The 15467-nt window shown below is 40.1% G+C and carries 17 protein-coding genes; all 17 read right to left on the bottom strand.

Annotation, left to right across the window (positions count from 1 at the left end):
• Position 1: 1 nt before the first annotated feature.
• From AC0KTX_RS01015 to fliM, 17 genes are read right to left on the bottom strand one after another with little or no spacing between them, the layout of a single operon-like run.
• Entirely contained in the window at positions 2–772 is a 771-nt protein-coding gene (locus AC0KTX_RS01015; RefSeq protein WP_474250360.1) for a FliA/WhiG family RNA polymerase sigma factor, read from the bottom strand.
• Between the two features lie 37 nt (positions 773–809).
• Complete coding sequence (locus tag AC0KTX_RS01010; protein WP_474250359.1) at positions 810–1307, bottom strand: chemotaxis protein CheD; 498 nt, start codon at positions 1305–1307, stop codon at positions 810–812.
• 5 nt (positions 1308–1312) lie between these two features.
• A complete protein-coding gene (locus AC0KTX_RS01005; RefSeq protein ID WP_474250358.1) occupies positions 1313–1939 on the bottom strand; it encodes a chemotaxis protein CheC in 627 nt (208 codons plus the stop codon).
• Positions 1923–2396 carry a chemotaxis protein CheW gene (locus AC0KTX_RS01000; RefSeq protein WP_474250357.1) on the bottom strand — a complete coding sequence of 158 codons (474 nt, stop codon included), beginning with the start codon at positions 2394–2396 and terminating at the stop codon, positions 1923–1925. The genes AC0KTX_RS01005 and AC0KTX_RS01000 overlap by 17 nt, the downstream gene beginning before the upstream one ends.
• 49 nt (positions 2397–2445) lie before the next feature.
• On the bottom strand, positions 2446–4443 hold the full coding sequence (locus AC0KTX_RS00995) for a chemotaxis protein CheA (protein ID WP_474250356.1): 1998 nt from the start codon (positions 4441–4443) through the stop codon (positions 2446–2448).
• Positions 4444–4462: 19 nt separating this feature from the next.
• Complete coding sequence (locus tag AC0KTX_RS00990) at positions 4463–5518, bottom strand: protein-glutamate methylesterase/protein-glutamine glutaminase (RefSeq protein ID WP_474250355.1); 1056 nt, start codon at positions 5516–5518, stop codon at positions 4463–4465.
• A gap of 3 nt (positions 5519–5521) precedes the next feature.
• The gene (locus tag AC0KTX_RS00985) at positions 5522–6391 is read right to left on the bottom strand and encodes a MinD/ParA family protein (RefSeq protein WP_474250354.1); all 870 of its coding nucleotides are present in this window, start codon (positions 6389–6391) and stop codon (positions 5522–5524) included.
• Positions 6392–6397: 6 nt separating this feature from the next.
• Positions 6398–7480, bottom strand: coding sequence for a flagellar biosynthesis protein FlhF (flhF, locus tag AC0KTX_RS00980; RefSeq protein WP_474250353.1), 1083 nt, complete (start codon positions 7478–7480; stop codon positions 6398–6400).
• The gene (gene flhA, locus AC0KTX_RS00975; RefSeq protein WP_474250352.1) at positions 7480–9513 is read right to left on the bottom strand and encodes a flagellar biosynthesis protein FlhA; all 2034 of its coding nucleotides are present in this window, start codon (positions 9511–9513) and stop codon (positions 7480–7482) included. The genes flhF and flhA overlap by 1 nt, the downstream gene beginning before the upstream one ends.
• A 13-nt stretch (positions 9514–9526) precedes the next feature.
• Complete coding sequence (flhB, locus tag AC0KTX_RS00970; RefSeq protein ID WP_474250351.1) at positions 9527–10609, bottom strand: flagellar biosynthesis protein FlhB; 1083 nt, start codon at positions 10607–10609, stop codon at positions 9527–9529.
• The gene (gene fliR, locus AC0KTX_RS00965; RefSeq protein WP_474250350.1) at positions 10606–11391 is read right to left on the bottom strand and encodes a flagellar biosynthetic protein FliR; all 786 of its coding nucleotides are present in this window, start codon (positions 11389–11391) and stop codon (positions 10606–10608) included. The genes flhB and fliR overlap by 4 nt, the downstream gene beginning before the upstream one ends.
• Complete coding sequence (gene fliQ, locus AC0KTX_RS00960; protein ID WP_474250349.1) at positions 11388–11657, bottom strand: flagellar biosynthesis protein FliQ; 270 nt, start codon at positions 11655–11657, stop codon at positions 11388–11390. The genes fliR and fliQ overlap by 4 nt, the downstream gene beginning before the upstream one ends.
• A gap of 18 nt (positions 11658–11675) precedes the next feature.
• A complete protein-coding gene (fliP, locus tag AC0KTX_RS00955; RefSeq protein WP_474250348.1) occupies positions 11676–12341 on the bottom strand; it encodes a flagellar type III secretion system pore protein FliP in 666 nt (221 codons plus the stop codon).
• A complete protein-coding gene (locus tag AC0KTX_RS00950; protein WP_474250347.1) occupies positions 12338–12976 on the bottom strand; it encodes a flagellar biosynthetic protein FliO in 639 nt (212 codons plus the stop codon). Before AC0KTX_RS00950 ends, fliP begins: the two co-directional genes overlap by 4 nt.
• A gap of 11 nt (positions 12977–12987) precedes the next feature.
• Positions 12988–13350, bottom strand: a complete 363-nt coding sequence (locus tag AC0KTX_RS00945; RefSeq protein ID WP_474250346.1) for a response regulator — start codon at positions 13348–13350, stop codon at positions 12988–12990.
• A gap of 18 nt (positions 13351–13368) precedes the next feature.
• Positions 13369–14469: a flagellar motor switch phosphatase FliY gene (gene fliY, locus AC0KTX_RS00940; protein ID WP_474250345.1), complete on the bottom strand. Its 1101-nt coding sequence runs from the start codon at positions 14467–14469 to the stop codon at positions 13369–13371.
• The gene (gene fliM, locus AC0KTX_RS00935; protein WP_474250344.1) at positions 14462–15460 is read right to left on the bottom strand and encodes a flagellar motor switch protein FliM; all 999 of its coding nucleotides are present in this window, start codon (positions 15458–15460) and stop codon (positions 14462–14464) included. The genes fliY and fliM overlap by 8 nt, the downstream gene beginning before the upstream one ends.
• Positions 15461–15467: the final 7 nt, after the last annotated feature.

Genomic DNA, 15467 nt, shown 5'->3' with positions numbered 1-15467 from the left:
TCTATGATAACAGCTTTTCCAATGTTCCTTTCAATTTATATAAAGCTTTTGAATGAATTTGGGAAATGCGGGAAGTAGATAAATTCAGCACTTGGCCGATTTCCGTCAGTGTCAGTTCTTCTTTATAAAACAAGCTTAATACAAGCTGTTCTTTTTCGTTTAATTCTGCTATCATTTTAGCTAAGTGATCATACAATTCTTCTTTTAAAAGCAATTCTTCCGGTGTCGGTGTTTTATCATCCTTTAAAACGATATTCATTTGTTCGCCGTCATCATGGTCATGAACCTGTTCATCAATGGACAAAACATTCGCAAAAAAATTTTCATTCACGATATGTACCACTTCATCTGCTGTCATCCCCAATTCTTCTGCAATTTCCTCTGGTGTAGCGTTGCGATGAAATTTTTGCTCCAATCGCTCCATTGCCCCTTCTACTTTTTTTGCTTTTTCCCTTATGCTTCTAGGCATCCAATCTTCTTTCCTTAAACCGTCCAAAATAGCTCCCCGTATTCGGAACGATGCATAAGTATCAAATTTCAAATCGCGGTCAGGATCAAATTTTTCCAAAGCATCATACAACCCCATCAAACCGAAGCTCATTAAATCATCTTTATCGACGTTTTTCGGAAGGCCAACTGAAATGCGGCTGACATGATATCGGACAAGCGGCAAATATTTTTTGACAAGCATATTGCATGCTTCGCGATCACGAAGGCGAAACCACTTGTCCCAATACTGTCTTTCATTTTTTAGCGCCGTCGTTTGGCTCACGTTTATTCCTCCTTACTTAAAATGCCAATCAATGGTGTTATATCTTCTTAACGCCAAGATTGACTGTGCGAATCGTTAAAACCAAAGAATTCGTGTCAAATTCAATCGTCCTTCCGTTGCTTCCGCCTACATCTTCGCCTACGACCGGGATGTTGAAGGCTTTTAAATGTTTTCGAACAGCTTCCACATTCCTTGGTCCAATTCTCATCATTTCTGATGTATTTTGAGTTGGAAACATTTCTGCTCCGCCGGCAATTTTCGCCTTGAATCGCGCGGCTTTTCCCCCGTTTTGTTTAAGTCGATGAATCAGTTCTTTTACAGCCGTATCCGCATATTTTGCAACATTTAACGATGTTTTGTTGGCGAGTGAAGAATCCGGCAGCATAATATGAGCAAGACCCACAATCTTTATTTTTTCATCATAAATGACAAGACCAACGCATGACCCAAGGCCGGTTGTTCGGATTTTTCTTGGGGCTTTTGCAATATTCATATCAGCAATGCCGACTTTAATGACATCTTCAAAAAGTTCCATGACAGCTAAACCTCTAATTTCTCAAAAATTTTTTTATACGAATCCGAATCTGGGAGAAAGAAAATATGCCCTTTGATGAAATCATCTTCATCCTGACCAGTTTCCTTGATTACGGCATCAATAATCAGCGCTTCATCGCTGTCAAAAGAAAGTTCTATAAGCGCATGGCTGATAATCGCTCCGAACATATCAAACTTTATTGCCGGAACAGTCGTGTTTATGAACAAATTGGTCATATTGGACAAAACCGATAAATATGATCCAATTAAAATGTTTCCCAGTTCTGCAAGGACGGACTGTTTAAGTGCTTGAACATCAGAAGACTGGACGAATGAATGCTCCCGGATGATATCTTGTATATATTTTTTTGCTTGGGCAGTTGATAAAATGAAAAACATCGATCCGGTAATATCGCCATGGATATCGGAATGGATGGCCGCAACTTCCGTTTCGGGGTCATGAAAAAGCTCCATCACTTCATTAAAAGCTGCTACATAAACGTCCGGAACATTCATTTCGATTTTTTTGTTTAACAGTTGGGACAAGCTTGTTGCCGCATTCCCCGCACTGATGTTGGCAAATTCTCTCAGAACATCATATCTTTTTGGCGATAAATTAAACATGTTGCTCATTTTTCGCTACCTTCTGAGTTTCTTTGCTTAACACCTTTCCCAAATCGAGGAGCATGATCAGCCTTTTATCTAATTTCACAACACCTTGAATATATTCGACATCGACTTGTCCCACTACGTTCGGTGCAGGCTCCACGTCGTTTTCCGAAAAATCGACGACATCGTTTGCTGAATCAACAATAAGACCGACTTCCATTTCATTTTGTATGGCGATAATCACCCGTGTTTGTTCGGTGAATTCTTTCTCAGGAATGTCCAGTCTTTTTCTTAAATCAATGATGGGCGTGACAACCCCCCGTAAATTAATGACTCCTTTAATATAGTCGAAAGTTCCCGGAACTCTTGTAATATGACTGATTTTTTCGATAGATTTCACATTGTTGACGATGATCCCGTATTCTTTGTCCTGCAGTTGAAAAACAATCGCTTTTTGTTCGTTTAAAATGTTTTTTGCCACCTTGTCTCCCCCTTTTCATTTGAGTGATTAATTCCGACGCAAACAGGCATTATTGAACCAATGCATTGCAGTCAACGATCAGCGCAACTTGTCCGTCTCCTAATATGGTTGCACCTGAAATGGCAAATACGTTCGTTAAATATTGCCCCAACGGTTTTAGCACAATTTCTTGCTGACCGATGAAAGAATCGACAACTAAACCAGCCAATTTATCTCCTTTTTTCACAACGACGACTGAAACATATTCTTGATCCTCATCCGTCTCGACATCAAAAACATCTTTTAAAAAGACAAGCGGGACAATTTTGCCGCGGTAGTCGATCACTTTGTTGTTGTGGGTCTGTAAAATTTCCTCTTTCTTTAGCACAAGTGATTCAATAATGGAGGAAATCGGAATACCGTATTTTTCATTGCCTAATTCAATCAGCATAACCGAAATGATCGTTAAGGAAAGCGGAAGCTGAATCGAGAACAGCGAACCTTTCCCTTCTACTGATTCAATGCTGATGTTTCCACCAAGCGATTCGATTGTATTTTTCACGACATCAAGACCGACACCCCGTCCGGAAATATCGGAGATTTGATCGGCAGTTGAAAATCCGGAAGAAAAGATGAGTTCGTGAATTTGCTTTTCCGTCAATGATTTGGCTGCCTCATTTGTCACAACTCCGCGTTCGATTGCTTTTTGCAGAACTTTTTTATGGTTGATGCCAGCACCGTCATCCTCTATTTCAATAAAGACGTGGTTGCCGCTATGATAGGCGCTCAACCGTAATGTTCCCTCTTCACTCTTGCCGTTTTTAATCCGAACGTCAGGCGTTTCAATTCCATGGTCAATCGCATTGCGGATTAAGTGCACAAGAGGATCGCCGATTTCATCAATGACGGTTCTGTCGAGTTCTGTTTCCGCTCCTGTTACAACTAAATTGATTTTTTTATGTAAATCCCTTGCCAAGTTTCTTACCATTCTTGGAAATCGGTTAAAGACCGTTTCAATCGGAATCATCCGCATATTTAAAATGATGTTTTGCAAATCCCCTGAAACCCTCGACATTTTTTCTACCGTTTCTCTTAATTCAGAATGATTCAATTCTTTCGAAATTTGTTCAAGCCGTCCTTTGTCGATGACGAGTTCCTCAAATAAATTCATTAATATATCAAGACGCTCAATATTTACTCTAATTGTCTTTTGATGGCTTTTTTTCGTTTTTTGGCTGTTTTCTGACTTTTGTTCAGCAGTCTGTTGTTCACTTGTTGCGGCAGTTTCCTCTTTTTGAGCAGAACTTGCAGCGAATATATTTTCTCCCACTTCATGAACATCAACTTCAACAATTTCCGAGATTTTCAACAAGTTGTTTTTAATTAATTCAGCAGTTTCTTTCGTAATAAATGCGACAGTAAATGATTGGTCAAACTTTTCATCCTCGATAAGATCAGCAGAAGGATTTGATTTCACCACTTCTCCATGTTTTCCCAATAATTCAAAAACCATAAAGGCTCTAGCCGCTTTTAAAATGCAATCTTCTCTTAAGTTTACGGTTATTTCATATACGTGAAATCCTTGTTCGTATGATTGTTGAATGACGGTTCTGTCATATTCATCAAATTCAAGTTTATTTGACGCTTCACTTTTCGTTTCCGTCGACAACTCATTTCTGGGCGGCTGATCGCCATTTTCAATCGCAAGAAGTTTTTGAACAATCTCAGAAACATCTTTTTTGCCATCGCCGCCATCGGCAATGGAATAAACCATTTCTTCCAAATGTTCCAAAGCAGCAAAAAGGACATCAATGATTTCCGGAGTTGCTTGTAGTTTTTGTTGGCGAATTCCGTCCAAAACATTTTCCATTTTATGGGTTAAGTCCGCCAAATCTTCAAATCCCATTGTAGCGCCCATTCCTTTCAATGTATGGGCTGAACGGAAAATTTCGTTGACGATGTTTAAATCTTCAGGATGTTGTTCAAGTTCCAATAGTTTTTCATTGCATGATTGCAAATGTTCTTTACTTTCTTCAATAAACATATCTAAATATTGGTTCATTTCCATGGCGACACACTCCTTGGATTCAGATCAACTTTTGAATTAAAGCAGGTATATCAAGCAAATCTTCAACATAGTCGACAACATTGGCTTGAATCGCTGACTTCGGCATACCAAATATGGTGCATGTTCTTTCAGATTGAGCGATCGAAACAGTTTTCCGCATTTTTTTTAATAGTTTTAATCCCTTTGTCCCATCTGAACCCATGCCCGTTAAAAGACAGGCAATGATTTGATGGTTTTTCAACTCTGATAGAGATTCAAACAATACATCAACAGAAGGGCGATGTCCTCCTATTCGCTCCGAATGGTCCAATTCGATCATTAAAGTGCCATTTCTCCCAACAACTTTCATGTGGCTGCCGCCGGGCGCTATATAAGCGACACCGTTGCGGACCATTTCTTGATGATCAGCTTCTTTTACTTCAATTTTTGATATTCCATTTAAACGGTCGGCTAATGATTTTGTGAAACCCGGCGGCATATGCTGGACGATAAAAATGGGAGACGGCAAGTCTTTCGGAAATGAAGGCATGATTTTTTGCAAAGAGCTCGGCCCGCCGGTCGAAGTGCCGATGGCAATGACCGGATTTTTTAAATTTTGTCTTTTAATATTTGTGATTTCCGTTTTAATCGGCTTGGGAATTTCCCGATCTGCCTTCAGAAATTTTTGGTTCACCCGTTTTGCTTCCAAAACTTTTGCAATTAACTCCTCTTTTACTTTATATAGGTCCAGAGAAATGCCGCCTGACGGTTTGGGAACAAAGTCAAAGGCGCCGGCAGCAAGCGATTGAATCGTTTGTTCCGCCCCCTCTTTCGTTAAACTGGAAAGCATAATGACCGGACGCGGATATTGCTCCATAATGACCCTTAATGTTTCAAGACCGTTTAGAACAGGCATTTCAATGTCCAGCGTAACGACATCCGGTTGGAGTTCAGCAATTTTCTCAATCCCTTCTTTCCCATTCCGAGCGGTTCCGATGACACGAATCGCATGGTTTTCTTCAAGAAGATCGGAAATAAATTTCCGCATAAAAGCTGAATCATCGATGACTAACACCTTGACGCTGCTCAAAATCATCACCTACTTTAAAAACAAAGATCTAAGGGAGTCGATAAAACTCCTTTTTTTCATTGTACCATTGAGGAAGATGTTTGTTGCACTATTGATCGCTTTGGAAACAGGAGCGTTAGGGTATCGCAAAATAAACGGAATTTGTTCCATTACCGCTTTTTTTACGTGATCATCCTCAGGCAGACAGCCAAGCAATTCAATCGCTTTCTGCAGAAAACGCTCCGATGTATTTTTGATTTTTTCGTAGGTTTCCTCAACTTCTCTTTTCTTTTGATACCGATTGACGACCAACTTGATGTTTTTTTCTTTGTTGAACTGATGAACAAGTTTTATTGCACTGTACGCATCCATGATCGATGTCGGCTCAGGTGTGGTGATGACGATGATTTCATCAACAGCAAGCAAAAATTTTAAACTTTCACTAGAGATTCCTGCACCCATATCAAAGAAGATCACATCATATTTTTCTACCATTCTCTCAAGTTCGTTCAGAAAAAAACGAAATTCTTCTTCATCCACTGTAACAACTTCTGATAAGCTGATCCCCCCTGACAAATAGTGCAAACTCAGCGGTCCGTTTTTGATTACATTTTCAATCTTGTCTCTTCTTTTTAACAAATCGACTATGGATTTTTTTTCATAGGGCTGTCCAAGCAAAAGGTCGATATTGCCCATTCCAATATCACAATCGATAAGCAAAACGTTGTCACCATGTGTTCGTGTCAAATTTAATGCAAAGTTCAATACGAAATTGGATTTGCCGACCCCTCCCTTTCCACTGATCACTGCAACCGTTTTGGCATGACGTTCAGCTGGTAAAACATCAGGTTGGAACGATGCATTCACAACAATCTTTCTTAATGACTCTGCTTGATCCATCTTCAACTACCTCAGCAAATATTGAATAAAAGTCTGGTGATTCAGTTCATGGATGTCGTCAGGGACGGTCTGCCCGTCGGTCAAATAACCGGCGCCGATTTTCGCCTTATATACGATGTTGTACATCGCCCCATACGTTGATGTTTCATCATGTTTTGTGAAAATAAATTGGTGAATCGGCAAATGCGAAAAATGCTCATATACCTTTTCCATATCCTCATATTTCGATGTTAACGAAAAAACGAGAAAGGTTTCCATCTCATCTTGAAAATCAATAATTTCGTTTAAATCTTTGACATATTGCTCATTGAGAAAATTCCTTCCTGCTGTATCAATAAAAACAAGATCACAATCCGCTAGTTTTTCTTTTCCTTTTCTAAAATCATCGGAATTGTAGCAAACTTCTAGCGGCGCATTTAATATTTCCGCGTAAGTCTTCAATTGATCAATTGCTGCAATCCGATACGTATCCGTAGTTAAAAAACCGATTTTTTTCTTATGTCGAATCTTGCATATGGCGGCAAGCTTGGCTAAAGTAGTCGTTTTTCCCACACCTGTTGGACCGATGACGTTCACATATTTTTTTGTAAAAGTGACCCCTTGGAATGGAATGTTTGCCACCTTCTTCATTAATTCATTTTTCCATTCAAAATGAAGCTCATCATTTGTCACCTTTTTTTGTTTGAGCAAATAGATTGCCAATAACGAATCGATGATATCCTTTCGAATTGACGGCAATAACCCCATTGTTTCCATTTGTTTATCGATGTTTTTTAGTTCCGAATATTGTACATCGCTTTGAACAGATAAGTTTTCAACCAAGTTTTTAATTTGCTTCATCTCATTTAAAATCGGTTCCATTGCCGTACTGGAAGCTTGCGGATTTTCCGGCGCTCGGCTCCTTTCAGGAAAAAGGGGTTCATCATCTACTCCTGCTAAAACCTCAATCATTTTTTTCTTGAACAAACCTAAAAATCCGCCTGAATAAACAACCTTTGAATTGAGAATGACAGCATTTTGGCCAAGATCAGCACGTATTTTCTTCATTGCCTCTTGCATCGTTTCAGCTTTAATTTTTTTGATTTTCATTAAATATTCACCACTCCGACGCTCTGTACTTCAATATTTGCATCAAGTTCGTTGTATGAAAGCACCGGCATGTCCGGCAAGTACCGTTCAATCAACTGACGGACGTACATTCTGACAGAAGGGGAACAAAGCAAAATAGGCGAAACACCTTCCATCGACAAATCTTCTGCATTTTTGGCAATGGATTCAATGATTTGCTGTGAAGCGTTGGGATCCAATGATAAATAGTTTCCCCTCTCTGTTTGCTGCACTCCGTCTGCGATTGTTTTTTCGACTTTTCCCGACAGCGTGATGACTTTCAATGTTTCTCCTTCTTTTACATATTGCTCTGTAATTTGTTTGGCGAGCGATTGTCTTACATACTCAACTAATATATCCGGATCTGTTGTAAATTTTCCATAATCAGCTAATGTTTCAAATATAACCGGCAAGTTGCGAATCGAAATTCTTTCTTTCAGCAGCTTTGCCAAAACTTTTTGAATATCACCGATAGAAAGCGGGTTGGGGGTAACCTCCTCGACTAAGATCGGGTATGTTTCTTTTAAATGGTCAACAAGCTGCTTTGTTTCGTGCCTTCCGAGCAATTCGTGAGCATGTTTCCGAATGGTCTCAGTAATATGAGTTGAAACGACGCTGGGCGGATCGACCACTGTATAGCCAGCTAATTCAGCTTGATCTTTTAAATGCTCGCTAATCCATTTAGCCGGCAGGCCGAAGGAAGGTTCAATAGTGTCGATTCCTTCAATCGTGTCATCTTCCATCGCAGGAGCCATCGCCAAGTAGTGATCAAGCATGATTTCCCCTTTCGCTACTTCGCTTCCCTTAATTTTTAGTTTATATTCATTCGGCTTTAATTGAATGTTGTCGCGTATTCGCACTACAGGGATCACAAGCCCCAATTCCACTGCAAGCTGGCGTCTGATCATGACAATGCGGTCAAGAAGATCTCCTCCTTGGCCTGCGTCGGCTAGAGGAATCAATCCGTAGCCGAACTCAAATTCGATCGGATCCAATGACAGCAGACTCAACACTTGCTCAGGGCTTTTTGCTTCATTGACTTGAACTTCTTCTTCAACATGCTCTTGTTCCTGGATAATTTGCTTTTTGGCACGATCCATCGCATACCCCATCAATGCAAACATCAATGCAATCGGTACGGTGATAACCAATCCGATCGGAGTGACAAGACCTAAAAGCAATAGAATGCACGCAATGATATAAAGCATTTTTGGAAAAGCCAACAACTGACTTGTAATATCTTTGCCCAAATTTCCTTCAGAAGCGGCTCTAGTGACGACAATTCCCGTTGCGGTCGAAATTAAAAGCGCTGGAATTTGACTGACCAATCCGTCGCCAACCGTTAACAGTGTGTAATGGGAAACCGCTTCTTGAAAGGAAAAGCCTTGCTGCATCATGCCGATGATGATTCCAAAAATGATATTGATTAACACGATGATAATGCCTGCAATCGCATCCCCTTTGACAAATTTGCTTGCTCCGTCCATTGCTCCATAAAAGTCAGCTTCTCTTGCAATCGTTTCTCTCCGCTTTTTTGCTTCGTCTTCCGAGATGATGCCAGCATTTAAGTCAGCATCAATACTCATTTGTTTTCCAGGCATTGCATCAAGGGTAAAACGCGCTGCTACTTCCGCAACCCTTTCAGAACCTTTCGTTATAACAACAAATTGGATAATAACTAAAATTAAGAAAACGACAAAACCAACGAGAATATTTCCACCGACGACAAATGTTCCAAATGTTTCCACTACCTTTCCCGCTTCCCCGTTGGCTAAAATTGAACGGGTTGTTGAAACATTTAGTCCGAGACGAAATAGCGTTAAAATGAGCAACAGCGAAGGAAAGATGGAAAACTGAAGCGGTTGTTCAATATTCATTGATGTAAGGAGGACGAGCAACGCAAGAGATATGTTGATGATGATTAAAATGCTTAACATCCAAGATGGCAAAGGAATGATCAGCATTGCCACTACTAAAATGATTGCTAATAAAACCGATAAATCTCTTGCTGACATGAAACATTTCCTCCTACACTTTTTGTTTCAATCTGTAAACGTGAGCCAATATTTCTGCGACTACCTGAAAAAATTGCTCAGGAATCATTGCGCCAATTTCGACTTGTTCGTACAATGATCTGGCCAGCTGGCGGTTTTCCACTGTGACAATATCATGCGCTTTGGCGATTTGTTTAATTTTTTGAGCGACAAAATCTGTCCCTTTGGCGACAACCACTGGTGCGTCATGTTCATTTTCATCGTATTTTAAAGCGACAGCATAGTGTGTCGGGTTGGTAATGACAACGTCCGCCTTGGGAACTTCCTGCATCATTCTTCTCATAGCAAGTTCTCTTTGTTTCTGTTTAATCCTAGATTTGATTAGCGGATCGCCTTCCATCTTTTTATATTCATCTTTTACTTCCTGTTTCGACATGCGAATGTTTTTTTCAAATTCCCATTTTTGATAGAAGTAGTCTAATAGAGCGACAAACAGAAGAGCTAAAGAAGCGAATAACCCTGTCTGTACAGCCAGCATGGAAATAGAAACAAGGGCTGCATCCAATGGCATTTGCGGAAGGCGCAGAATCTCCTTCCACTTAAAAAATAAGAATAGAAACGTCACCGCTCCAATAAAAATGACTTTCAAAACCGACTTCAACAATTCCACAATCGCCCGAATAGAAAAGATACGCTTAAATCCTTCGATCGGGTTTAGTTTTTCTAATTTCATCTTCAAGGGCTCTGTCGTAAACAGAAATCCCACTTGAATATAATTGCTGAATACACCGGCTAAAAGGGCTGCTGCCATGAAAGGAACAGCCATCACCGCACCTTCAAAAGCATATTTGTTCAATAATGAATGGACATTATGTTCTGTCACTTCCACATGCAAAAAATCTTCGAAGGTGATATGAAACATGTTCAACATATTGTCTATCACTGTTTTGCCAAAGAGCCACAAAGACAAAAAAGCTAAAAACAAAGTGATCGCCGTATTCAAATCCGCACTTTTGGCAACCTGTCCTTTTTTCCTTACATCTTGGCGTTTTTTAGGTGTCGCTTTTTCCGTTTTTTCTCCGGCAAAATATTGCAAATCTAAAATAAGTTCATTCATCGCTCGCCACCCAGCAATTGCATTAGTGAATTCATCAGCTCAAACATGTATTCAAATAAATTTCGGATCGACATGAACAACACGGCCAAAATAAGCAAAATCATGAAAAAGCTGACGCCGATTTTGACCGGAAAACCGATCACAAACACATTCATTTGCGGAACGGTTCTGGCTACAATTCCTAATGCAAGATCCACTAAAAAGAGCGAAGCCACAATCGGCAGCCCCATTTGAAAAGCAATGAGAAACATTTGATTAAACCCCTTGATCACTTCCATCACAAATCGCTCGTCAGACAGCGGGATAAAGTATTGATCAACCGGAATGATTTGAAAGCTGTACAACATCCCATTGATCAGCATATGATGGCCGTTGATGCTCAGCATGAATAGCAAAGCAAAAGTGTAAAACAGCTGTCCGATCAAGGGGGTTTGCACACCTGTTTGCGGATCAATGACATTGGCAATAGCGAACCCCATTTGAAAATCGATCAAGCTTCCAGCAATATGCACAGCCGACATAATAATATAGGCCATCAGGCCAATAAGCAGCCCGATCAAAACTTCCTTTAAAACCAGCGGATAAAGGTCGGCATTTAGGTCAACTTGTTTTTTTGGCAGTGTTGTTGCAACAATGACAGCGAGAAAAAATGACATTCCGATTTTAAATCGGGTCGGTATATTTCGATATGAAAAAAAAGGTATCGTGGCCATAAACGCCGTAATACGCACAAACACAAGCAGAAAAAACGGAAAATATTCTAACATGCTATTTAAGTTCATCTGACAAACTGCTCTAAATTGCTGAATATGTTATGTGTATAAGACAACATTGTTGACAGCATCCATGGGCCGAAAATAATCAAGCCAACCAAAACGGCTACTATTTTCGGGATAAAAGCCAATGTTTGCTCTTGGATTTGCGTTGTTGCCTGAAAAATGCTGACAATTAATCCGACAACGAGAGAGATTAAAAGCAGCGGCCCACAGATAATTAACGTTGTATATACCGCTTTTTCTGCAATGGAAAGAACCATTTCAGAACTCATGGGTTCACCTACTCATCTTTAAAAACTTTGTAACAAAGATTTGACCACTAAATACCAACCGTCTACCAAAACGAAAAGCAATATTTTAAAAGGAAGCGAAATCATTACCGGCGGAAGCATCATCATCCCCATCGACATGAGGACGCTTGAAACCACCATGTCGATAATCAAGAACGGGATGAAGATCATAAAGCCCATTTGAAAAGCTGTTTTCAGTTCGCTGATTGCAAAAGCGGGTACTAATGCCACAATCGGGATATCATCGATTGATTTCGGTTTCTCCATGTTCGCATAATTCAAAAAAAGTTCCAAATCTTTTTGCCTCGTATGTTTACTCATAAATTCTTTCAAGGGCTTTTCCGCATTTTTGTATGCTTCCTCCAGTGATATTTCATTATTGAACAAAGGCTGCAAGGCATCTTTATGAATTTGCTGAAATGTCGGCGCCATGATAAAAAACGTTAAAAACAAGGCTAATCCGATTAACACTTGGTTCGGCGGCATCTGCTGCGTCGCCAGTGATGTCCGAACAAACGATAAAACAATGATGATGCGGGCAAAACAAGTCATGAGGATGAGAATGCCGGGCGCAATCGACAAAACCGTAAACAAGAGCAAAAGCTTCACGGCTGTCGAAACATTTTCCGGATCATTTTGATTAAAATAGCTGATAAACTCGCTCATCTTTTTGATCCTTTCTGCTTGAGCCTAACCATTCGTTCACGTCTTTCTTTTAAAAGGGATTCTAGTTCATTTTTAAAGGAATTATCCGGCTGATCCGTTTTTTTCCCGTTTTTTTGGAATAATCGCATCATATGTTGTTCGACGGATGGAAAATCGGGTTCTTTATGCATATCTATGATCTCCTTGTATTCTTCTTCGTCTTCAATTTCTCTTAAAAGTTCAATGGTCTCCCCAACCCCGAGAATAAGTATGCGATTTCCGATTTTGATCATTTGTACAGACTTGTTTTGCCCTAATGATACGCCGCCTAAATTTTGTAAGTATTTGGATTCTTGCGGCAGTTTGAATTTTCGGTTTAAGAGTTTCAATAAAAGGTATAAAAGCATTAATACAAAAACGAGTGCAAAGATCATTTTCAAAAAATCAAAGAAAGAAAAGGAAGTTTGCTTTTCTGTTTCTTCTACTGTTCCTTCGTCCGCACTGCCTGCCTCTTTTTGGTCAACGGTTTGTTTTTGAAAATACTCTTCAACCGTTTTATTGCTGGATTCCGCTTGAACGGAAAAAAATTGCGGAACAATGATCGAACAGATGATCACAATCATCGAAAAGAGCAAATACACTGTCCATCTTTTCAATGCCGGTCTCCCTATCCTAATGTTTTTTTGATGGCTTCCAAAACTCGATCTGCTTGGAACGGTTTCACAATAAAATCTTTCGCACCCGCTTGGATGGCATCGATAACCATCGCTTGCTGCCCCATTGCGGAACACATAACGACCTTTGCATTCGGATCAATTTTTCTGATTTCTTTTAAAGCGGTGATTCCATCCATCTCCGGCATTGTAATATCCATTGTCACAAGGTTCGGCTGCAGCTCTTTATATTTTTCAACCGCTTGCGCTCCGTCAGCAGCTTCACCAACTACTTCGTAGCCGTTTTTCGTTAAAATGTCTTTAATCATCATTCTCATAAATGCAGCATCATCCACTACTAAAATCTTTTTTGACATCTCTCAACACTCCTTCATTTATTGTAATTTTAATAAACGATCTGCTTGGCTGAGTATGTCAGTTACTCGAACGCCAAAATTTTCATCGATAACGACAACTTCGCCTCTGGCGACTTTTTTGCTGTTAACAAAAATATCGACTGGCTCGCCGGCTAATTTATCAAGTTCGATAATTGATCCTGTTGACAATTCCAAAATTTGTTTAATGGAGCGTTTTGTACGCCCTAGTTCAACTGTTACATTCAAAGGGATGTCAAGCAGCATTTCCAAATTGTTCGCTTCGAACGCCTGAGTTCTCCCTTCATCAAAAGACGAAAATTCAACAGGCTTTACTTCAACAGATGGACTTTTTTCCACTTTGGAGCTTTTTGCCGAATTTGACGGTGCTTCAGATTCCACTCTGACACGTTCATCCAAAGCTGGTTCATTTTGTTTTTGTTCATCGGTTTGGTTTGCTTGATTGATCAATTCGGAAACAAGTTGTTTTGCAAAATTAATTGGCAACAATTGCATAATACTGGAATCTATCAAATTTCCGATAGTCAGCCTAAAAGACACTTTCACCAGCAATTCTTCATCAGGGAGTGCTTCCGTCCCTTCCCCTTCTTTAACATTCAACAATTCGAGACGGGGCGGAGAAATGTCAATTTTCTTATTTAAAACGGTCGACATTGACGTCGACGCCGATCCCATCATTTGATTCATTGCCTCTTGCACAGCACTCAGCTGTATTTCTCCCAAGTCATCGGGATTTGAGCCATCGCCGCCAATCATTAAATCGGCAATAATCGCTGCATCTTTTTGCTCAATCACAAGAAGGCTGCTTCCGGAAAGCCCTTCCGTGTAGACGACTTCAATTGCTACATACGGATCTGGAAACTCATTTGCCAGTTCATGCTTCGGGACGATGGAAACATTGGGCGTTGTAATTTCCACTTTTTGATTGAGCAAAGATGACAAAGCTGTCGCCGAGCTTCCGAAAGAAATATTGCCGAACTCGCCGACTGCATCTCTTTCCATTTCATTTAAAAACTGGTTGTCATCATCTGATTGGGCAGCGGCATTTTCTCCTTTTAATAAAGAATCAATTTCCTCCTGCGACAACAAATTATCAGTCATCAGCATCGTCACCTCTTTCGATGTGGCCTAAAATTTGTACGGCCAGTTTCTTTTTCTTTTTGCCTGGCTGTCCATAAAATTTCGGAACATCCCCCACTTTTATCATTAATGGTTCATTGACAGATTGATCCAATCGGATCATATCGCCGATTTGCATTTCCATTAATTCCTGAACGGTTACTTCTGACGTTCCAAGTATTGCGACAACTGGAACTTCCGCCATTTTGATCCGATTCGTTATTACCTTCGTTTCTCCAGGCTTCGGCTCTTTCCGCTCTGATTGCATCCAGTAGTGAACGGAAAGTTTCGGTATAATCGGTTCCAATACGACATGCGGAATACATAAATTGATCATCCCGCTTGCTTCGCCTACATTTGTATTAAGCGAAATGACGACGACCGTTTCATTAGGTGAAACCATTTGCAAAAACTGCGGGTTGACTTCAAATTCATGCATGACAGGTTCAATATCTACAATCGTGCTCCACGCTTCCCGGTAGTTATCTAAAGATTTTTCAAAGATTGTTGATATGATATTTGTTTCGATTTCAGTTAAATGTTCGATTTTATTAATGGATGCCCCGATGCCGCCCATCAACCGGTCCATCATGGCATACGCAATGTTCGGGTTTACTTCCATGATAATTCTTCCTTGCAAAGGCTCCAACTCAAACACATTCAGCACCGTCATTTTCGGTATGGAACGGATAAACTCTTCATAAGGAAGCTGATCAACCGAAGCTACCGAAATTTGAACATATGTTCTTAATTGAGCGGCGAAATAAGTTGTTAAAAGCCGTGCAAAGTTTTCATGTACCCTTGTTAAACTTCTGATTTGATCTTTTGAAAATCGCAAAGCTCTTTTAAAATCATAAACTTTTACTTTTCTCTCTTCTCTTTCTTTTTTCAGCTCATCCGCATCCATTTCTCCAGTCGTCAGCGCGGATAACAAGGCATCGATTTCGCTTTGCGATAAAATGTCGTTTGACATAAACAGA

The organism is Aeribacillus sp. JST-2, assembly GCF_056032925.1.
The sequence above is the reverse complement of the archived record's forward strand: the minus strand, read 5'-3'. Positions and strand labels throughout refer to the sequence as shown.

What these genes read in the sequence shown, in the direction of transcription:
- AC0KTX_RS01010 (WP_474250359.1), bottom strand. Translation starts at nt 1,307, where the DNA reads ATGGAACTTTTTGAAGATGTCATTAAAGTCGGCATTGCTGATATGAAT.
- AC0KTX_RS01005 (WP_474250358.1), bottom strand. Translation starts at nt 1,939, where the DNA reads ATGAGCAACATGTTTAATTTATCGCCAAAAAGATATGATGTTCTGAGA.
- AC0KTX_RS00995 (WP_474250356.1), bottom strand. Translation starts at nt 4,443, where the DNA reads ATGGAAATGAACCAATATTTAGATATGTTTATTGAAGAAAGTAAAGAA.
- AC0KTX_RS00990 (WP_474250355.1), bottom strand. Translation starts at nt 5,518, where the DNA reads ATGATTTTGAGCAGCGTCAAGGTGTTAGTCATCGATGATTCAGCTTTT.
- AC0KTX_RS00985 (WP_474250354.1), bottom strand. Translation starts at nt 6,391, where the DNA reads ATGGATCAAGCAGAGTCATTAAGAAAGATTGTTGTGAATGCATCGTTC.
- flhF (WP_474250353.1), bottom strand. Translation starts at nt 7,480, where the DNA reads ATGAAAATCAAAAAAATTAAAGCTGAAACGATGCAAGAGGCAATGAAG.
- flhA (WP_474250352.1), bottom strand. Translation starts at nt 9,513, where the DNA reads ATGTCAGCAAGAGATTTATCGGTTTTATTAGCAATCATTTTAGTAGTG.
- flhB (WP_474250351.1), bottom strand. Translation starts at nt 10,609, where the DNA reads ATGAATGAACTTATTTTAGATTTGCAATATTTTGCCGGAGAAAAAACG.
- fliR (WP_474250350.1), bottom strand. Translation starts at nt 11,391, where the DNA reads ATGAACTTAAATAGCATGTTAGAATATTTTCCGTTTTTTCTGCTTGTG.
- fliQ (WP_474250349.1), bottom strand. Translation starts at nt 11,657, where the DNA reads ATGAGTTCTGAAATGGTTCTTTCCATTGCAGAAAAAGCGGTATATACA.
- fliP (WP_474250348.1), bottom strand. Translation starts at nt 12,341, where the DNA reads ATGAGCGAGTTTATCAGCTATTTTAATCAAAATGATCCGGAAAATGTT.
- AC0KTX_RS00945 (WP_474250346.1), bottom strand. Translation starts at nt 13,350, where the DNA reads ATGTCAAAAAAGATTTTAGTAGTGGATGATGCTGCATTTATGAGAATG.
- fliY (WP_474250345.1), bottom strand. Translation starts at nt 14,469, where the DNA reads ATGACTGATAATTTGTTGTCGCAGGAGGAAATTGATTCTTTATTAAAA.
- fliM (WP_474250344.1), bottom strand. Translation starts at nt 15,460, where the DNA reads ATGTCAAACGACATTTTATCGCAAAGCGAAATCGATGCCTTGTTATCC.